1 protein-coding gene and 2 pseudogenes are annotated in these 1,249 nt (G+C 73.9%); 2 read left to right on the top strand and 1 reads right to left on the bottom strand.

The features are described 5' to 3' along the window. A pseudogene (locus ACFVGO_RS39385) lies at positions 1 to 234 on the bottom strand (hypothetical protein); the annotation flags it as partial. 252 nt (positions 235 to 486) lie between these two features. Between ACFVGO_RS39385 and ACFVGO_RS39380 the strand changes: the two are divergent. Then, on the top strand, positions 487 to 999 hold the full coding sequence (locus ACFVGO_RS39380) for a SigE family RNA polymerase sigma factor (protein ID WP_359915663.1): 513 nt from the start codon (positions 487 to 489) through the stop codon (positions 997 to 999). Further along, a pseudogene (locus ACFVGO_RS39375) lies at positions 992 to 1,249 on the top strand (hypothetical protein); the annotation flags it as partial. The gene ACFVGO_RS39380 and the pseudogene ACFVGO_RS39375, both read left to right, overlap by 8 nt.

Genomic DNA, 1,249 nt, shown 5'->3' with positions numbered 1-1,249 from the left:
GGTAGCAGTCGCACCGGTGACGGCCGAGCCGCCGCCGGGGATCACCGAGGCGTCGGCCGAGCCGGCGTCGGAGGCCGTGGCGGTGGGCGTGGCGGTGGGCGCACCGGAGGGCTTGCCTTGGGCCGTGGGGGTGGGCGTGGAGGTGCCGGGTGCGGCAGTGGCCATTCCCCCCGCGGTCGCGATGGCCGCGGCGGTGACGGTGGCGGCGATGAGCATGATCGGGCGGATACGCATGAATCCGTGTCCTTTCCTGCGGGCGTCCGGTTGATGCCAGCACCCCTGTACGCCTCCCGGCGCCCGGCGGGTCGCACCCCGCACACGTGATCCACGTCATAGTCCGTGGGCGCAACGCCGGGACGGGGCTCGTGCGTACAGGGCGGGAGGCTCCGCCCAGGACGCACGGATCCGCCGCCGCGGCCGAGGAGTGCTTCCTCGCGCACCGCCTGTGCCGCGAGCTGACGGACAGCCCCGGAAGAGAGGCCCTTGATGACGCCACAGGAGTTCGACGCGTTCTACGCGGCGTCCTTCTCCCGCCTGACCGGGCAGCTCTACGCGATAACCGGCAACTGGTCCGAAGCGCAGGACGTGGTCCAGGAGGCCTTCATCCGCGCGTGGGACCGAAGGCGTACCTTCGACCCGGGCAACGCCCCGGAGGCATGGATCCGGACCACGGCCCGGCGGCTGGCCCTCTCCCGCTGGCGACGTCTGGCCCGGGGCCTGCACTTGGCCGGACGCCACCACCGCCAGGAACCACCCACCGTCGAGCCGCCCACCGAGGAGCACCTGATGCTGGTCGCCGCGCTCCGCGAGTTGCCCGAGGCACAGCGGAGCGCCCTGGTCCTGCACCACATGTGCGATCTCTCCGTCGAGCAGGTCGCGGCCGATACCGGCGCCAGCGTCAGCGCCGTCAAGAGCCGCCTCGCCCGCGGCCGGGCCGCGCTCGCGGCCAGACTCGCCGACCTGACCCCGGCCGGCGAGGAAGGAAAGCTCCGTGTCTGACCCCATCCACGACACCCTCGCCGACCGGCTGCGGCTGCTCGGCACGCAGATGCCCGCACCGACCCTGCCCGCTGCGGAGATCCGCCGGCGCGCCGACCGGCGCCGCCACCGCCGACACGCCCTGGGCGCGGCCGCGGCCTGCATCGCAGCAGCCCTGTGCCTGGCTCTCCCGTCCGCGCCGCACTCACCGGGACCACAACAAGGAGCAGCCACCACAGAGACCCCCTCCGTGCCGGCTTCCCCCCACCCG

The sequence above is a fragment of the Kitasatospora sp. NPDC057738 genome, from assembly GCF_042798815.1.
Taxonomy (GTDB): Bacteria; Actinomycetota; Actinomycetes; order Streptomycetales; family Streptomycetaceae; genus Kitasatospora; species Kitasatospora lactacystinica.
Note: the sequence above shows the minus strand (reverse complement) of the source record. Positions and strands in the feature narration are given on the sequence as shown.